At 72.4% G+C, this 14,023-nt stretch carries 13 protein-coding genes and 1 riboswitch; of the genes, 5 read left to right on the forward strand and 8 right to left on the reverse strand.

The window, feature by feature from the left end; genetic code table 11:
• Nucleotides 1-8 precede the first annotated feature (8 nt).
• The gene (locus tag ACFZAX_RS06025; protein WP_390960064.1) at nucleotides 9-548 is read right to left on the reverse strand and encodes a flavin reductase; all 540 of its coding nucleotides are present in this window, start codon (nucleotides 546-548) and stop codon (nucleotides 9-11) included.
• Between the two features lie 490 nt (nucleotides 549-1,038).
• Here ACFZAX_RS06025 and cdgB point away from each other — a divergent pair, with 490 nt between their 5' ends.
• Nucleotides 1,039-2,700, forward strand: a complete 1,662-nt coding sequence (cdgB, locus tag ACFZAX_RS06030; protein WP_390959535.1) for a diguanylate cyclase CdgB — start codon at nucleotides 1,039-1,041, stop codon at nucleotides 2,698-2,700.
• A gap of 143 nt (nucleotides 2,701-2,843) precedes the next feature.
• Complete coding sequence (locus ACFZAX_RS06035; protein ID WP_390959537.1) at nucleotides 2,844-3,887, forward strand: carbohydrate-binding protein; 1,044 nt, start codon at nucleotides 2,844-2,846, stop codon at nucleotides 3,885-3,887.
• 30 nt (nucleotides 3,888-3,917) lie between these two features.
• On the opposite strand, the gene ACFZAX_RS06040 is transcribed toward ACFZAX_RS06035, so the two are convergent.
• From ACFZAX_RS06040 to ACFZAX_RS06055, 4 genes are all read right to left on the reverse strand, one after another.
• Complete coding sequence (locus tag ACFZAX_RS06040; RefSeq protein WP_390959539.1) at nucleotides 3,918-4,844, reverse strand: hexose kinase; 927 nt, start codon at nucleotides 4,842-4,844, stop codon at nucleotides 3,918-3,920.
• A gap of 291 nt (nucleotides 4,845-5,135) precedes the next feature.
• On the reverse strand, nucleotides 5,136-5,624 hold the full coding sequence (locus ACFZAX_RS06045; RefSeq protein ID WP_390959541.1) for a GNAT family N-acetyltransferase: 489 nt from the start codon (nucleotides 5,622-5,624) through the stop codon (nucleotides 5,136-5,138).
• 176 nt (nucleotides 5,625-5,800) lie between these two features.
• A complete protein-coding gene (nagA, locus tag ACFZAX_RS06050; protein WP_390959543.1) occupies nucleotides 5,801-6,955 on the reverse strand; it encodes an N-acetylglucosamine-6-phosphate deacetylase in 1,155 nt (384 codons plus the stop codon).
• The gene (locus ACFZAX_RS06055; protein ID WP_390960065.1) at nucleotides 6,955-7,848 is read right to left on the reverse strand and encodes an ROK family protein; all 894 of its coding nucleotides are present in this window, start codon (nucleotides 7,846-7,848) and stop codon (nucleotides 6,955-6,957) included. Before ACFZAX_RS06055 ends, nagA begins: the two co-directional genes overlap by 1 nt.
• A 172-nt stretch (nucleotides 7,849-8,020) precedes the next feature.
• Between ACFZAX_RS06055 and ACFZAX_RS06060 the strand changes: the two genes are divergently transcribed.
• A complete protein-coding gene (locus tag ACFZAX_RS06060) occupies nucleotides 8,021-8,359 on the forward strand; it encodes a DUF3263 domain-containing protein (RefSeq protein ID WP_390959545.1) in 339 nt (112 codons plus the stop codon).
• Nucleotides 8,360-8,441: 82 nt separating this feature from the next.
• Here the strand turns inward: ACFZAX_RS06060 and ACFZAX_RS06065 are convergent, their stop codons facing one another.
• Complete coding sequence (locus tag ACFZAX_RS06065) at nucleotides 8,442-8,897, reverse strand: MarR family transcriptional regulator (protein WP_390959546.1); 456 nt, start codon at nucleotides 8,895-8,897, stop codon at nucleotides 8,442-8,444.
• Nucleotides 8,898-9,030: 133 nt separating this feature from the next.
• Here ACFZAX_RS06065 and otsB point away from each other — a divergent pair, with 133 nt between their 5' ends.
• On the forward strand, nucleotides 9,031-9,882 hold the full coding sequence (gene otsB / locus ACFZAX_RS06070; protein WP_390959547.1) for a trehalose-phosphatase: 852 nt from the start codon (nucleotides 9,031-9,033) through the stop codon (nucleotides 9,880-9,882).
• Between the two features lie 30 nt (nucleotides 9,883-9,912).
• Here otsB and ACFZAX_RS06075 read toward each other — a convergent pair whose 3' ends face one another.
• Nucleotides 9,913-11,298 carry a trehalose-6-phosphate synthase gene (locus tag ACFZAX_RS06075; protein ID WP_390959549.1) on the reverse strand — a complete coding sequence of 462 codons (1,386 nt, stop codon included), beginning with the start codon at nucleotides 11,296-11,298 and terminating at the stop codon, nucleotides 9,913-9,915.
• 151 nt (nucleotides 11,299-11,449) lie between these two features.
• Complete coding sequence (locus ACFZAX_RS06080) at nucleotides 11,450-12,424, reverse strand: glucosyl-3-phosphoglycerate synthase (protein ID WP_390959551.1); 975 nt, start codon at nucleotides 12,422-12,424, stop codon at nucleotides 11,450-11,452.
• 154 nt (nucleotides 12,425-12,578) lie between these two features.
• A riboswitch (SAM riboswitch) is annotated at nucleotides 12,579-12,706 on the forward strand.
• Between the two features lie 18 nt (nucleotides 12,707-12,724).
• On the opposite strand from ACFZAX_RS06080, the gene thrC reads away from it, so the two are divergent.
• Nucleotides 12,725-14,017 carry a threonine synthase gene (gene thrC / locus ACFZAX_RS06085; RefSeq protein ID WP_390959553.1) on the forward strand — a complete coding sequence of 431 codons (1,293 nt, stop codon included), beginning with the start codon at nucleotides 12,725-12,727 and terminating at the stop codon, nucleotides 14,015-14,017.
• Nucleotides 14,018-14,023: the final 6 nt, after the last annotated feature.

Here is a 14,023-nt window from a genome sequence, read left to right on the forward strand (position 1 = left end):
CCGGTCCCTCAAAGGCGCCCGGACCCTCCGGCCCCTCGGCCCAGCGTCCGGTAGTTCCCCTTGAAGTAGAGCAGCGGCTCGCCGCCGTCCGCCCCCGCCGGCACGTGCGCGGTGAGCACCCGTCCGATCACCAGGGTGTGGTCGCCCGCCAGGACCCGCTGCTCGGTCCGGCATTCCAGGGTGGCCAGCGCCCCGTTCACCAGTGGTGCCCCGGAGACCTCGCCGCGCACGTGCGGGACGTCCGCGAAGAGCAGCCGGTCGCTGATCCGGCCCTTCATCGAGAACCGGGACGCGATCTGCCGCTGCTCCGCCGCGAGGACGGAGACCGCCCAGAGCGGCTGTTCGGCCAGCAGGTCGTCCATGCGGGAGTCGTTGCGCAGGCTCACAAGGACCAGCGGCGGGTCGAGGGAGACGGACAGGAACGCCGTCGCGGTCATCCCGGCCTCTTCGCCGCGCTCGTCCTCGTCGTCGGTCGGCTCCTCGGCGGTGACCAGCACCACGCCTGCGGCCAGCCGCGCGAGAGCGGCCCGGAACTCGTCGTTGCTCACCCCCTCAGCATGGGGGACGGCGTCGGGGCTCGGGGTGAGGGTCTTCGTCTGCGGCACACTCGCACGCTAACCGCGCCCGACGGGGACCCGCATCGGGCCAGGGGACCAGTCGAGACCTAGGTCTCCGGCCAGGAAGGCGCATGGCGTGTGGATCGGCGCCACCGGTGGCGCCGTGTCCGGAGCCCGCGTGCGCGCCTCGCGAGCAGGGGGCGCGCGTCGGTCGTGCGTCGGGGCGGCGAACACGGGCCCCACGGCGGTGCACGCCTGTCCCTGCGCGAGTGCGCCGGTGGTGCGCCGGAGTGGATGGGACACCATGGGGAACAGCCTGACGCGCTCTCACGTTCTGTTGTGACATGGCTCACAGAGAGCGATATTTGTTGACCCTGTGTACCGGCCGCACAGCTCACTGTGATTCAGTGGCGAGGACACTGCGATAAGTACGTCGATATGACATCTGGAGTTGCTGTCGAGGTCTCGGGGAGAGCGAGCAATGGAGGCCGAGTCGGAGCCCTACGTCCGTCTTGCGACCATGCGGCAGCTGCACCAGGCCGTCGCTGATCTCAATTCGGCGCGCAGCCTTGCCGACACACTGCAGACCGTGGCGGACGGACTCGTCACCGGTCTCGGCTACGAGCTGGGCTGTGTGAATCTCGTCCAGGCGGACGGTGAGCTCGTCGTGGCCGCCTTCGCGGGCAACAACGCAGCGGAGGCGCTGATCACCGGTCGTACGGGTTCCCGCGACGCCTGGGAGCGCCGGCTGTCCATGGGGGAGGCCTGGGAGGACCTGCGGTTCATTCCGCACACCGAGGGCTGGATCCTCCTCGACGACGACGTGCCGCAGTGGCACACCGAAGGCCCCGAGCCCCGCTTCGCGGACGAGTGGCACCCGCTGGACCGCCTCTACGCCCCGATGTACGCCAACACCAACGGCACCGGCCGGGGCCGCGGCGACCGCCGGGACCTCCTCGGAGTGCTCTCCGTGGACCGCCCGGGCAACGGCCGCCGCCCCGGCGCCTGGGGCCGCGAAGCGCTCCAGATGTACGCCTCACAGGCCGCGATAGCGATAGGCAACGCCCGGCTCCGCGCCAACATGCAGCGCGCGCTGGTCCGTCTCGAACGCGAGCAGCAGGCGCTGCGGGCCAGCGAGGAGTCCTTCCGCCAGGCCTTCGAGTACGCCCCCAGCGGCATGGCCATCGCGGAGGTGGGCGGCGAGCAGCACGGGCGGCTGCTCCGTACCAACGACGCGCTCTGCCGACTGCTCGGACGCCCGGCCTCGGTGCTGCGCCGCCACTCCTTCGCCGATCTGGTCCACCCCGAGGACATCGGCACCCTGCTCCGTACGTCCGCCGAGGGCGGGCGCGCCGAGCTGCGGCTCGGCCGGCGCGACGGTACGTACCTCTGGGTCTCGCTCCGCAACTCGGTGGTGGCGGACACCACGGACGGGCCGCGCTTCCTCCTCACGCACGTGGAGGACATAGAGGAGCGCAAGCGGCACGAGCTGAACCTCGCGCACCGCGCCTCGCACGACGCCCTCACCGGGCTCCCCAACAGCGCGGAGCTCCGGTCCCGCCTCAGTGAGCGGCTCTGCGAGCGCCCGCACGCCACCGCGGCCACGCCGATCGAGGCGCTGGACGCCGCGTACGGGGACGTGGAGGCCCGCGGCCACGGGTACGACCTCGATCCGGGGCTCGCGGGCCTCCCCTACGACCACCATGTCCACACGGCGGCGCCGGACCCGGAGCGCGACGACGGCGCGAAGGGGCTCGCGGTCCTCTTCTGCGACCTCGACGGCTTCAAGTCGATCAACGACCGTTTCGGCCACACCACGGGCGACGCGGTGCTGATCGAGGTGGCCCGCCGCCTCAGCACCTGTGTGCGGGACGGGGACACCGTCGCCCGTCTCGGGGGTGACGAATTCGTCGTGCTCGCGGACGGACTCGGTGCGGCGGACGCCGCCGACCTGGCGGTACGCCTGCGGAACGCGATCATCCCGCCCATCCGGGTGGACGGCAGGGCGGTCCGGGTCGGCGCGAGCTTCGGCATCGGCTGGGCGGAGTGCGGGATGAGCGTGGAAGAGGTCCTGGCCTCGGCGGACCAGCGGATGTACGTGGAGAAGCGGTCCAGGGCGAAGGTTCACCGCAGGGCCGGGTGACGTTCACCCGGCGGTCCGGTGCCTGGCCCCGTACGGGGTGCGAGCAGGGGGGCGGAGACCTTCGCACATTCGGCGGATGCTCCGTACGAGGTAGGCTCGCCCGGTCGGCGACGGCTGGCGACATGGTGAGGAGTGACCCAGGGATGACGGCCGGGAACAACGGCGAGAGCAAGCCCGAGGACGACGATCCGTTCGGCTACCTGTACGAGGACGGGCAGGCGGCGGGCGCCCAGCCGCCCGGCGGTGGCGGCTACGGCTACCCGGGGCCGGCGGCTCAGCGCGGTGTCCCCCGGACCTCCTACAACCAGGTGCGGGCCGTCGGTGAGCGCCAGTACGGGCAGGTCCCGCCGCAGCAGGCGTACGGCCAGCAGCCCCCGCAGCAGTACGGCCAGCCCCAGCAGCCCTACGGCCAGCAGCAGCACGGCCAGCAGCAGTACGGCCGGCCCACCGCGCAGTACGCGGCCCCCGAGACCTACCCCGGCGGTGCCGGCGCCGTGACGGCGTCCGGCTCGGTCGGGCACGGCGGCGGGGCGGGGCGGGGCGCCAACGGTGGCAACGGCGGCCGTGGCGGACCCAACACGAAGGCCATCCTCGCCGGTGCCATCGTGGTGGTCGCGGTCGTGCTGATCGGTATCGGCGTCGCTCTGACCACGGGCGACAGCGACGACAAGGACAACAAGAAGAACCAGGCCTCGTCCTCGGTGGCGCCCACCGGCGACCCCGGCACGTCGGCGTCCCCGGAGCCCACCACCTCGGACGAGCCGGTCGAGCTGCCGAAGCAGGACGCGGCGGCGCTCACCCTCGGTGGCACGGCCACCCTGGACAACACCGTCCCCGGTGCGAAGAGCGCCAGCGGTAAATACATCAGCCTCAACGAGGTCGGCCGTTCGGCCACCTGGACGGTCGACGTGCCGAAGGCCGGTCCGTACACCCTGTACGTGACCTACGGCGTGCCCGGCAAGGACGCCAAGACGACCCTGACGGTCAACGCCGAGGCGCCCCGCTCCATCAACATGAAGAACTACGCACAGGCGGCGGAGGGCGACGCGGCGAAGGGCTGGACGAACACCTACGCCTACGTCAACCTCACGAAGGGTTCCAACACCCTGAAGCTCTCCTGCGAGGTCGGCGACCAGTGCGACGCCAACCTGGACCAGCTCTCGCTGAAGGCCGGACAGCAGCAGTAGGGACCGCGCCGGGACCGCGGCGCCGGTGGGTCAGAGCGCCGACGTGAGCGGTTCCACGCCTACGCGTGGCAACAGCTCCGCATAGGCGTCCGCGTCGAACTCCCCGGCCGCCGGGGCCAGTACGGTCGCGGCGGACAGCGCCACCGCGCGGGCCAGCCGCTCCGGCCAGGCCAGCCCCTCGGCGAACCCGGACAGCAGCCCGGCCACCGCCGAGTCGCCCGCTCCCGTCGGGTTTCCCCGTACGACGGACGGCGGCACGGCACGCCAGGTCCCTTCCTCGGTGGCGGCGACCAGGCCCTCCGCGCCGAGCGAGGCGACCACCGAGCGGGCACCGCGGCGGCGGGCGTCGCGGGCGGCGCGCAGGGGCTCCCGGGAGCCGGTGAGGCGGGCGAGCTCGTCGGCGTTCGGCTTCGCGAGGTCGGGCCGGGCGGCCATCCCCCGGCGCAGCGGTTCCCCTCCGGTGTCCAGCAGCACCGGTATCCCGGCGGCGCGTGCGCGGCGGACGAGTTCCGCGTAGGCGCCGACGTGTATGCCCGGTGGCAGGCTGCCGCAGAGTGCCACGGCCGTGGCACCGCCGAGCAGCTCCTCGTACGTGTGCAGCAGGGCGGCCCACTCGGCGGGTCCGACCTCGGGGCCGGGCTCGTCGAGCCGGGTCGCGCGTCCGCTGGAGCGTTCGACGACGGTCACGGTGCGGCGGGTGTCGCCGGCGACGGGGACGAGCGCGTCCTCGGGGCCCAGCGGGGCGAGCAGTTCGCGTACCAGCGCTCCGGTGCGGCCGCCGGCGAACCCCGTGACGACCGTGCGGTGTCCGAGCTCGGCGAGCACCCGGGCGACGTTGACGCCCTTGCCGCCGGGCCGTTCGATCACGTCGCTCACCCGGTGGCTGCCGTGCGGGACGAGATCCGCGACGGTGTAGGTCACGTCGAGTGCGGTGTTCAGCGTGACGGTCAGGATCACCTGGACTCGCCCCCCGGTCCTTCTCTCTCGTTCGCCGGGCCGCTTGCCGGTCCCGCGTACTGGAATGCGGCGTTCCGGAGGCAGGGCGTGCCGTGCCGAGGGAGCGTCGTCATTCCCGTGATCATGCCAAAGAGACGGCAACGGGCCCAGAGGGTGTCCGGAGGGCGAGCAGCGGTCGTCCACCCCCTCGTACGCCTCGTACGCCAAGGAGCCGCCGAAGGAGCCGCCGAGGGAGCCGCCGAGGGAGCCGCCGAGGGAGCCGCGCGGGCGGTCGGGATCGTCCCGCCCCGCTCAGAGCCGCAGATGCATGATGTGCAGCCCGACGTACCCGTCCTCCGGGTGCCTGAATCCCTCCGGCAGGGTGCCTATGACCTCGAACCCCAGTGACTCGTAGAGCTTCACCGCGTGGACGTTCGTCTCCACCACCGCGTTGAACTGCATGGCGCGGTACCCCTGTTCACGCGCCCAGTCCACGGTGTACGCGCACAGCGCCCGCCCCACGCCCCGCCCTGAGTGCGCCGGGTCGACCATGTAGCTGGCGCTCGCGACGTGCGAGCCGTTGCCCTGGTGGTTGCGGTTCATCTTCGCGGTGCCCAGGACGGCTCCCGAGTCGTCCACGGCGACGACCGTGCGGCTCGGGAGCGCCGGCAACCACCAGTCACGGCCCTGGTCCTGGTCGAGGTCGACGGGGTAGGTGAAGGTCTCGCCGGCGGCGACGATCGTCTGGAAGAAGGGCCAGATGGCAGGCCAGTCCTCCGCGGTGGCTTCCCTGATCAACATGTGGACAGCGTGACCCACGGGACCGGTGGCGGCAACGCCCTTTCGCGCGTGGCGATTTCCGGTCATACGAGTGGGATGAGAGGGTTTCCGGCTCCCTGTGCGAACTCCCCCTGCGAACCCCCGTGCGAGCCCCCGTGCAAGCCCCCGCGCAGAAGCTCCCGTGCCGGTCCCCCCGTTCAGGCCCCCTTGGGCTCGACGATCCACTCGCCCCTGCGCATGACGCCCGTGAGGGCGAACGCCTCGTCCAGCACCACCAGGTCGGCGTCCTTGCCGGTCTCCAGCGAGCCGATCCGGTCGTACAGGCCCAGCAGCCGGGCGGGGTTGACGGAGATCGACCGGACGACGTCCTCGACCGGGATGCGGTCGATGGTCACGGCCCGCCGGAACGCGGTGTCCAGGGTGAGCGTGGACCCGGCGATCGAACCGCCCTCCACCAGCCGGGCGACGCCGTCCTTGACCTCGACCGCGAGCGGGCCGAGCTGGTACTGGCCGTCGCCGAAGCCGGCCGCGTCCATGGCGTCGGTGATCAGCGCGACCCGGGCGGCGCCCGCGTGGTGGTAGGCCATCTCCAGCGCCGCCGGGTGCAGATGGGTGCCGTCGTTGATCAGCTCGACGGTGATCCGCTCGTCCTCCAGCAGCGCCGCGATCGGGCCCGGGGTGCGGTGGCCGAGCGCGGGCATCGCGTTGTAGAGGTGGGTGGCGACGGTGGCGCCCGCGTCGATGGCCTCGACGGTCTGCTCGTAGGTGGCGTCGGTGTGGCCGATCGCCGCGATGACGCCCTGTTCGGCGAGGAGCCGTACCGAGTCGAGCCCGCCGGGCAGTTCGGTGGCGAGCGTCATCATCTTCGCCGTGCCGCGCGCGGCCTTCAGCAGGGCTCCGACGGAGGCCGGGTCGGGGGCGCGGAGCAGGGACTCGCTGTGCGCGCCCTTGCGGCAGGGAGAGATGAAGGGGCCCTCGAAGTGGATGCCCGCGATCTCGCCCTGTTCGGCCAGCTCGGAGAGGGCCCCGGCCCAGCGGCCGAGGAAGTCCAGGCTGTCGGTCACGGTGGAGGCGACGACCGTGGTGGTGCCGTGCTCGCGGTGCGTCCGTACGCCCGTCAGCACCTGGTCCACCGAACCGGCGGTGAAGGACGCGCCCCCGCCGCCGTGGTTGTGCATGTCCACGAAACCGGGGACGACCCAGTGCCCGGTCAGGTCGAGGGTCCGGGCGTCCTCGGGGGCCGCGTCGGCGATCCGTGCGCCCTCGACGGCCAACCGGCCGTTCTCCTCGATGCCGCCGGGCCGTACGACCCGGGCACCGGTGAGAACCGTGCTGTCTGCGCGTCCGGCCATCAGACGGATACCTCCGTGGCGAGTAGGTCCCAGGCGAGCATCCCCGCGCCCAGGCATCCGGCGGTGTCCCCGAGGGCCGCCGCAACGATGTGGGGCAGTGTCTGGAACGTGATGCGTCCCTCGACGGCCGCACGCAGTGGTGTGAACAAGGTTTCCCCCGCCTCGGCGAGACCGCCACCGATGATGAGCGTGCGCGGGTCCAGCAGGGTGATCGCGGTGACCAGCCCGGCGGCCAGTGCGTCGACGGCGTCGGCCCAGACGCGCAGGGCGTTGGGGTCGCCCGCGTCGACGGCCCGCGCGCAGTCCGCCGCGTCCTGGGCGGGGTCGCCGCAGGCGGCGGCCCAGGCACGGCTGACGGCCGCGGCGGAGGCGAGCGTCTCCAGGCAGCCGCGCTGCCCGCAGCCGCACTCCGGGCCGTCCGGCCGGACCACGACGTGACCGATCTCCCCCGCGCTGCCGTGCGCGCCGGCCTCGACGACCCCGTCGATCCCGATGGCCCCGGCTATGCCGGTGCCGAGGGCGACGAAGAGGAAGCGGTCGGCGCCGCGTCCGGCCCCGCCGCGGCCCTCGGCGAGCCCTCCGGTACGGACGTCGTGGCCGAGCGCGACGGGGATGGAGCCGAGCCGTTCGCCGAGCAGGTCGCGCAGGGGCAGGTCGCGCCAGCCGAGGTTGGCGGCGTAGACCGCGATCCCCCGGTCGGTGTCGACGATGCCCGGAACGGCCACCCCGGCCGCCACCGCGGCCTCCCCGAAGTGCTCCTCGCCGTGAGCGCGCAGCTCCGCGGCGAACCCGAGGATGGTCTCGACCACCGCTTCCGGGCCGCGCTCCCGCCCGGTGGCCCGTCGCTCCTCGTGCAGGAGGGTGCCGTCGGCTCCGACCAGCGCGGCCTTCATTCCCGTGCCGCCCACATCGAGGGCGATGACATGTCTCACGGGGGACAGTTTCGCCCGCTGAACTCAAAAGGTCTAGTCCACTATTCCGCTTTGTATCGTGTGCATACAAAAGTCCGCGCGTGGTGGGGCCGCTCCGGTGGCACTGTCCGGGGTGCGCGTTAGGTTGGTCGGCATGACCGCCCCCGAGCACGGAAACGGAATCTCCGGCACCCCCGAACCCGAGGCCACCGGCGGCGATGCCACCGGCGACGACGGGAGCGCCCGTAGCGAAGAGAGCGCGAACACCGGCGCGCTCTCCGACCGCGACCGCGCGCTGCTGGCTCTGGAGCGGCGTTCCTGGGCGGGCCCCGGCGCGAAGGAACGCGCCATCCGCGAGGAGCTGGGCCTCTCGCCGGTCCGGTACTACCAGCTGGTGAACGCCCTCATCGAGGACCGCCGCGCCCTGGAGGCGGACCCCGTCACGGTCAACCGCCTGCGCCGCGTCAGGGAAGCCAAACGGAACCGGCGCTGAGGGCGGGCGCCCGGGCTCCCGCCTCACCCGCACGAGCGACCCGTACCGGGGACAGTGCCGGCGCCCCGCGCCCGCGCACGTCCTACGGACGGGGCCAGGGCCGTCCCGAGAGCCGCTCGATGTCGGTGTTGAACCGCTTGAGGTAGGCGGCGAACGTCTCCACGTCCTCCACGGACCACTTCTCCAGCACGAGCCCGAGTCCGCTCGCGTTCTTGTCGCGCTCCACGTCGAGCCGCTGCGCGCCTTCCGGCGTGATCCGGAACTTGCGGGCCATGCCCCCCGACGGGTCCGGGATGCGCTCCACCAGACCGGCCTGCATCGCGGCGGCGGTCTGCCGGTTGAGGGTGGACGAGTCGAGCCCGAAGGCGTCGCTCAGCTCCTTGATGGACATGGGCCCCTGTACGCGGATGCGGCTGAGCAGGACGTAGGCGCTCCGCTCCAGCACGTCGTCCTTGCGCCGCCCGTTGGCGGTGCGCAGGAAGATGTGGCGGCTGAGCAGCATCTGCTCGTACTCGACCTGCTGGATGGGGTCGTCCATGCTCGTGCTCCTTGCTGCTGTCCCACGCACCCTCCCTCCGAGCCTACGGGGCGGGGCCGGGCACCCGTCCGGGCGTGCGGGGATGCGGGGTGCGGCCTCGGCAGGCCCGCACGTCCCCCGCTAGGGTCGGACCATGGGCAGCCACCTGGACCACGTACCGACTCCGACCACCGACGCGGGCCGCGAAGGGCTCGCCGCGCTGCTGGCCCGTCCGGACCGGGCGGTGGTGGCGCTCGACTTCGACGGCACTCTGGCCGACATCGTGCCCGATCCCGAGCAGGCCCGGGCCCACGCCGACGTGCTGCCCGCGCTCGCCGCGCTCGCGCCGAAGATCGCGTCCGTGGTCGTGATCACCGGCCGCCCCGCCGCCGTCGCGGTCGCGCACGGCGGATTCGCGGGGGTCCCCGGCCTGGAGCACCTGGTGGTGCTCGGCCACTACGGCGCCGAGCGCTGGGACGCCGCCTCCGGCGAGGTGGCCGCCCCGCCGCCGCACCCCGGTCTCGCCGCCGTCCGCGCGGAGCTGCCCGCCCTGCTCGACGGGCCCGAGGTACTGAAGGGTGCCTGGGTGGAGGAGAAGGGGCAGGCCGTCGCCGTCCACACCCGCCGCGCCACCGACCCGCAGGCCGCCTTCGAGCTGCTGCGCGAGCCCCTCGGCCGGCTCGCCGCGCTCCACGGGCTGATCGTCGAGCCGGGCCGCCAGGTCCTGGAGCTGCGCCCGCCGGGGGTCGACAAGGGCGTCGCGCTCACCGAGTACGCGGCCGAGGTGGGGGCCGGGTCGCTGCTCTACGCGGGCGACGACCTCGGCGACGTCGCGGCCTTCGCGGCCGTGGAGAAACTGCGTTCGGGCGGTCCGGACCGGGTGCCGGGCCTGCTGGTGTGCAGCGGGGGCACCGAGGTGCCCGAGCTGGCCTCCCGCGCCGACCTGATCGTGCCGGGTCCGGCACAGGTCGCGGCGCTGCTGGCGGCTGTGGCCGAAAACGTCTGAGACCGGCAGCCGCCCCGGGCCAGGGGCGTCTCACCCCTCCCGCAGCGCCTCCAGCTGCTGGAGGAACCACGCCTGCGGCGGCAGCGCCGTCGCGGCCTCCGCGAGGCGCTCCGACCGCGCGGCGCGTTCCGTGTCGTCCATCGTCAGCGCCTCGTGCAGGGCCTCGGCCGTGGCGCTCACGTCGTACGGGTTCACCACCAGCGCGTCGGCGCCCAGCTCCTCGTACGCCCCGGCCTCGCGGGAGAGCACCAGGGCGACCCCGTGGTCCGAGACGACCGGGACCTCCTTGGCGACCAGGTTCATGCCGTCCCGGATGGGGTTGACCAGCGCCACGTCGGCGAGCCGGTAGGCGGCCAGCGAGCGGGCGAAGTCGTCCTTCACGTGCAGGACGACCGGGGTCCAGGTGTCGGTGCCGTACGTCTTGTTGATCTCGTCGGCCAGCTCCTGGACGGCGGAGGTGTATGCGCGGTAGACCGCCAGATCCTGGCGGGAGGGGTAGGCGAAGGCGATGTGCACGACGCGTTCGCGCCACTCGGGGTGGTTGTCGAGGAGGGTGCGGTAGGCGTGCAGCCCGCGCACGATGTTCTTGGACAGCTCGGTCCGGTCGACCCGGACGATCGTCTTCCGGCTGCCGTCGCCGCCGACCTGCTCGCGCAGCGCGGCCATCCGCTCGTCCACGTCCGGCTCGTGCGAGCGGGCGAGCAGGAAGTCGCCGTCCGCGCCGAGCCCGTGCACGCCGATGCGGGTCCCGCTGGTGCCGCCGAGGATCTCGGTGCAGCAGCCGATGAACGCGTCGGCCCAGCGGCGGGTGAGAAAAGCCGCCCGGTCGGCGCCCAGGATGCCGCGCAGCAGCTGTTCGCCGATGTCGTCGGGGAGCAGCCGGAAGTAGTCCACCGGCGCCCACGGGGTGTGCGAGAAGTGGCCGATGCGCAGGTCGGCGCGGAGCTCGCGGAGCATCCCGGGGACCAGCGCGAGGTGGTAGTCCTGCACCAGCACGGCGGCGCCCTCGCCCGCCTCCTCGGCCAGCGCCTCGGCGAAGGCCCGGTTGTACGTCTCGTACGCGGCCCACTGGCGCCGGAACTCGTCGTCGAAGACCGGCTCGACGGGGGTCTGGTAGAGCAGGTGGTGGACGAACCAGAGCACGGAGTTGGCGATGCCGTTGTACGCGTCGGCGTGCACGGCGGCGTCGATGTCCAGCATCCGGACGCCCTCTTCGCCGACCCCGCGCCGGACCGCCTCGCGGTCGCCGTCGCCGAGTGCGGCGCAGACCCACACCTTGTCGTCGACGGCGCTCAGCCCGGAGACGAGCCCGCCTCCGCCGCGGCGTGAGTCGAGGGAACCGTCGTCGTTCAGCGTGTACGACACGGGGCCGCGATTGGACGCGACGAGGACCTGGGCGGCGTGCTCGGAGACCATGTAGCGGAACCTAGCCCGATACGTAACCCCCCAAACGTGTTCGAGGCCGGTCCGGGTCGGGGGGTGCGTCTCGCGGTGTGCTCGACGCGGGGCCGCGCCGGGTGGGGCGGCACCTCGTGCCGTGCAGCCGGGCGGGAGAACCCGGGCCGGGTCAGGCGGCGCGTCTCGCGGTGTACTCGGGGATCTCCCGGACCGGCGGCCGTTCCTCGGTGTCCACCGCGTAGGTGTGTGGCCGGAAACCGTCCTCGTTGCGTTCGAACTGGGTCAGCACCGGGCGCACCAGATGTCCCACGGAGAGCCGCAGCTGCGCGGTCCGGTAGATCGCGGCGGCCATCCGTCCCAGCGCCTGCCCGTCCTGGTGGCGGTGGCGGCGGACCCCGACGTCGACCTGGGCCAGGGCGTCGAGCCCCACGGTGTGCAGCGCGTCCACCAGGAGCCCCAGCTCCACGCCGTAGCCGACCGGGAACGCGAGCTGTTCCAGGAGCGGGCGCCGGACCGCGTACTCGCCGCCCAGCGGCTGGACGAAGCCGGCCAGTTCCGGCCAGTGCAGATTGAGCAGCGGGCGTGCGACCAGTTCGGTGACACGGCCGCCCTGCGCGGGCGCACCGGCCGGCGCGTGGCCGTCCGCCGTCTCCAGCGGCCGGTCGTACATCGCCTTGACGAACTGGATGCCCGGGTCGGTGAGCAGCGGGCCGATGATGCCGGAGACGAAATCGGCGGAGAAGTCCTTGAGGTCGGCGTCGACGAAGCAGACGATCTCGCCGCTGGTCACGAAGAGCGACCGCCAGAGCACCTCGCCCTTGCCGGGGACGGCGGGTATCCGGGGGAGGATCGCGTCGCGGTGCACCACCCGGGCTCCGGCCGCGCGGGCGACGGCGGAGGTGGCGTCGGTGGAACCGGAGTCGATCACCACGAGTTCGTCGACGAGCGGGACCTGCTCCATGAGCTCGTGGCGGATGGTCCGGACGATGTCGCCGACCGTCGCCTCCTCGTTCAGCGCGGGCAGGACGACGCTCACGGAGGAGCCCCGCGGGTACCGCCTCCTGGCCGCCAGGAGGCGGTCCAGCGGACGGTCGGAGACTGCCCAGGAACGGCGGTTCAGCCAGCTGTCGACCTCATCCAGCACGGGCGATACTCCCTGCGTGTGATCCATCTCGCGGTTCGGACGACTACCTCAACCGTCGGGTGCTTCGGTTACAGTCTTGAACAACGCTCACCGCCTTCGCATCTCGGGGTCGGAGGGCGGACAAACGCCTGGATCGCACGGTCCAGTGCCATAGCGCTCATCCAGAGGGACTGAGGGAACGGCCCGTTGAAGTCCCGGCAACCCTCCCGCCGGCCGCGAGGCCACGGTGGGGAAGGTGCCAATTCCGTCTTGCGGCGAAATGCGTCGCGAGGAAGATGAGGAGAAAGGGCCTCCGCCATCATGGCTGTTCAGACCATTGCAGCGAATTCCGGCACGTCCGTGGACCTCGGTCCCGCCACCGCGCTTTCCTGTCGCGAGTGCGGCGAACGCTTCGAACTCGGTCCCATTTTCGCCTGTGCGTCCTGTTTCGGGCCACTCGAAGTGGCGTACGACCTGCCGGGCGGCTCCCCCGAGGAGCTGAAGAAGCGCATCGAGGCCGGCCCGAACAACATCTGGCGCTACGCGCCGCTGCTGCCGGTGCCCGCCGACGTCGCCGACAAGCCCAACATCAACCCCGGCTTCACCAAGCTGGTCAAGGCCGACAACCTCGCCCGCGAGCTGGGCGTCACCGGCGCCCTGTACGTCAAGGACGACTCCGGCAACCCGACGCACTCCTTCAAGGACCGTGTCGTCGCGATCGCCGTCGAGGCCGCCCGCGCCTTCGGTTTCACCACCCTCTCCTGCTCCTCCACCGGCAACCTCGCCGGCGCGGTCGGTGCCGCCGCCGCGCGGGCCGGCTTCCGCTCCTGCGTGTTCATCCCGCACGACCTGGAAGAGGGCAAGGTCGTCATGGCCGCGGTGTACGGCGGCGAACTCGTCGGCATCGACGGCAACTACGACGACGTGAACCGGTTCTGCTCCGAGCTCATCGGCGACCCGCTGGGCGAGGGCTGGGGCTTCGTCAACGTCAACCTCCGCCCGTACTACGGCGAGGGCTCGAAGACCCTCGCGTACGAGATCTGCGAGCAGCTCGGCTGGCAGCTCCCGGACCAGCTGGTCATCCCGATCGCGTCCGGCTCCCAGCTCACCAAGATCGACAAGGGGCTCCAGGAGCTGATCAAGCTCGGTCTCGTCGAGGACAAGCCGTACAAGATCTTCGGCGCCCAGGCCGAGGGCTGTTCCCCGGTCTCCACCGCCTTCAAGGCCGGCCACGACGTGGTCCGCCCGCAGAAGCCGAACACGATCGCCAAGTCGCTCGCGATCGGCAACCCGGCCGACGGCCCGTACGTCCTGGACATCGCCCGCCGCACCGGCGGCGCGGTGGAGGACGTCGACGACGAGCAGGTCGTCGACGCGATCAAGCTGCTCGCCCGCACCGAGGGCATCTTCGCGGAGACCGCGGGCGGGGTGACCGTCGGCGTGACGCAGAAGCTGATCGAGGCCGGCCTGCTCGACCCGACCCTGACCACCGTCGTCCTGAACACCGGCGACGGCCTGAAGACCCTGGACGCCGTCTCCCCGACGACCGGCCTGACGGCGACCATCCGCCCGAGCCTGGACGCGTTCCGCGACGCGGGTCTCGCAGCCCACTGACCACCC

Source organism: Streptomyces sp. NPDC008125 (genome assembly GCF_042957125.1).
GTDB lineage: Bacteria > Actinomycetota > Actinomycetes > Streptomycetales > Streptomycetaceae > Streptomyces.